This window comes from Macrococcus equipercicus (genome assembly GCF_024205945.1).
Lineage (GTDB): Bacteria > Bacillota > Bacilli > Staphylococcales > Staphylococcaceae > Macrococcus > Macrococcus equipercicus.
This window is the reverse complement of record NZ_CP073815.1, coordinates 1-2,867: the sequence shown is the minus strand read 5'-3', so window position 1 is coordinate 2,867 and position 2,867 is coordinate 1. Positions and strand designations below refer to the sequence as shown.

The 2,867-nt window shown below is 32.2% G+C and carries 3 protein-coding genes; all 3 read right to left on the bottom strand.

The features are described 5' to 3' along the window. Positions 1 to 372: 372 nt before the first annotated feature. Entirely contained in the window at positions 373 to 1,263 is an 891-nt protein-coding gene (locus tag KFV11_RS11635) for a replication initiation factor domain-containing protein (RefSeq protein WP_254250649.1), read from the bottom strand. Between the two features lie 77 nt (positions 1,264 to 1,340). Further along, on the bottom strand, positions 1,341 to 1,508 hold the full coding sequence (locus tag KFV11_RS11630) for a CopG family transcriptional regulator (protein ID WP_232780306.1): 168 nt from the start codon (positions 1,506 to 1,508) through the stop codon (positions 1,341 to 1,343). Positions 1,509 to 1,672: 164 nt separating this feature from the next. Further along, on the bottom strand, positions 1,673 to 2,842 hold the full coding sequence (gene mobV, locus KFV11_RS11625; protein ID WP_254250650.1) for a MobV family relaxase: 1,170 nt from the start codon (positions 2,840 to 2,842) through the stop codon (positions 1,673 to 1,675). Positions 2,843 to 2,867 lie beyond the last annotated feature (25 nt).

The window sequence follows — 2,867 nt, the reverse complement described above, 5'->3', positions numbered from 1 at the left end:
GAGCGTACTTTTTATTTATTAAAGTATAACACACTAGACTTATTTTCACTTCGTTACAATAAATCATTAAGGCGTGTGCTCTGTGAGACTTGTTTTTGCTGACGCAAAAATTGGCACTACGTGTCAAAAAACCACCCTTTTTTGTGCAGGCACAAAAAAGATCGCCCAAAAAAATGGGCAATAATTTACTCAAAATTCTTATGAATTTTTTATTTGTTTTTCTTTTTTTCTTTTATACATATAAGCTACTAATGGTGTGAATGCCGATAATAAACACAATATGGATGTAATCATTATAATTGTATATGCCATTTTCTTTCTCCTTTTTATTCATGATTTATTTCTTCTGTTTTATAATCAACATTTAATTGACTAATAAAGCCAAAAATCAATTTGCTTTTGCAAATTATTTTCGACTTTTTCTAAAGACATTTTCATCAAATCAGTTAAATCAATATCAGATATTTCTTTGATTAATTTTCGATATTTATATTTTGTATGACGTGCTAATTTTCCCCATTCGTTTTCATGAGATAACAACATACAAATAATAGCACGCTCATTTATTTTTTCGATTGTCGTCCATGCAGGTTTCAAAATATGCATATCTTCAAAACAATTATTCCATTCATCAACACGACTTCTTTTCAACTCAATTTCAAATCGCCATAAATGTTCAAAAGACAAATCGATATCAGCATTATCTTTTCGTTCTTGCTTTTTGTTATAAATTCTAATATATCTATCACTATCTCTTGCCCCAAAATATTTCGTTTCAACCTTACCGTCTAAACCATAATGAACATTTTTCTTCACTGCTTTATCACTCATTACAAAATAATCGGATAAGTCTTCTTCAAAGTCAAAAGCCAAATCTAAGCGAGTGAATCCAACATTATCGAGAGTGATGAAAATGTTTTTCTTTAACCAATCAATTTCATCATCATTTAAATTATTTGGATTAAATTCAACCCTAAAATTTCTTCTATCCCAAGCATCAGCTTTAAATCTATCATGTTCAATATATACTTTATCTGTAAATATTTGACCTTCAAACTTATGTGTTAAGCAATTCCACAGATGAACAAACGGACTATTACCGAGCAAATCAGCCATATACTGCGATTTATCCTTATTCAGATCACCTATCAAAGTCATACGGTCAAAGCTAATTTTTGGTAGGGGGGTGGTCGTAGTTTGCACACTTAACCGGCTATTAGAGAGGCCGGTTAATTCAACAGCTTTATTTTCATCTTCTGCCATGATATAATTACCTCGATTCTTAATTAAGATTATATGTTTTTGATTCAATCAAATCGCCATGCCCGTGGCGATTTTTTTTATGCTTTTTTCTCTCTTTCTTCTCTCTCTGCCTGTCTTCTATATTCTTCTAAAGCAACTGTCAGCATTGCAGACTTAGTTAAGCCTTTCTCTTTACAAACTTTCTCCAAATAACCATGAACAGTATCAGACATTGTAATAGTAAATCTTCTTTTGTCTGTCATCATTGACCACTCCTAAATGTTTCTGTATTAATAGTATCATAGTGGTGTACCAATATCAAAATGAAACATAAAATCCTAACGCACTATCGCTTGTTTGAATGTTCATAGAGCGAACTTTCGCCACTTCGTTCTGAAAGATCACTCTACAAACATTTTTACTAGAAAAATCACAAGTGAAATCCTTTGTCTCTGCTTACATCTTTTTTCTGTTCAGGTCTACGAATTTCATTTATTTTATCGAAGTAGCGTTTTTCTTCTCTATCAAAACCTTTATCAATGCCTACTTTAGTAATATCAACCCCTAATAATTTTTCAATTGCTTCAAAAATCTTTCTAATCATAGTCGCTAATATTGCAGCGTCTCTTGATACTTCAGATAATTTTTTATTCAGAACAGCATTTTTCTTCTCCAAATCTATGTTTTTATCCCTTTCTTCCTCGAACTTATCGAAAATATCGTATTTATTCATATACTCAAATCGATTCAAAACTTGCTGTGAAGACTTCGCCTGTTCTCTCAGTCGATTAAAATCCTCTGCAGAAACGATATAATTACCCGTTTTAACCATCTCAGATCCAAATAGACCCGTTTTCTTGTATTCTTCCTCATAATTAATCCTTACAGGCTCTCTGAGCGTCTCTACAGCGTTCTGATAGTCCTCTTTCACTCTTTCTAGCTCTATGTTCATATCTTGCAGTTCCTGGCCTTTAGAAACCATATCTTGCTTGTGATAGCCCGTTATCTGTTTAAAAGTATTAATTTCTTCTCTTTCCTTGCCTGAAATCAATTTTGACGTGCCACGATTCATACGAAAACCACGCTCATTTACAAAATCATTAAAACGGTCTTGAAACTCTGTCATCGCTTTTTTGTTCCCAAGCATTTCCTTAGCCGATAATCTACCGTCTTTCGTCAACGGAACAAATCCAAAGTGCATATGCGGCACTTTTTCATCAAGATGAACCGTCGCATAAAGCAGATTTTCTCTACCGTATTCTTTTTCTAAAAACTCCAAAGAATTTTTAAAGAAATCTTTAATTTCTGAATCAGATTTCTGCTCAAAAAATTTATCATCTGATGTGATAATTCCGTCGATATGTTTTACTGCGTCTGAACGAATTTTTCTTTTTTGGTTATAATTTTGTTCGATTTTTTTCTCAATCACTTCACTAAAATTGATGTTTTTTTCGTTCAATAGATCAAAATTTAAATGCGTTTTTTCAAAATCAATATCGGGATTATTATAATTTTTATTCTCACGCTGCACATGTTTTTGGATCCCTGTCGTGTTCGTTTTTGATTTTATTTTTTCAACTCTGATGATTGAATAACTCATAAGATTTCCTCCTCTTTTTACGGGC

Bases quoted from the DNA above. Each gene is read 5' to 3' on its own strand.
- KFV11_RS11635 (WP_254250649.1), bottom strand. From the start codon at position 1,263: ATGGCAGAAGATGAAAATAAAGCTGTTGAATTAACCGGCCTCTCTAAT.
- KFV11_RS11630 (WP_232780306.1), bottom strand. From the start codon at position 1,508: ATGATGACAGACAAAAGAAGATTTACTATTACAATGTCTGATACTGTT.
- mobV (WP_254250650.1), bottom strand. From the start codon at position 2,842: ATGAGTTATTCAATCATCAGAGTTGAAAAAATAAAATCAAAAACGAAC.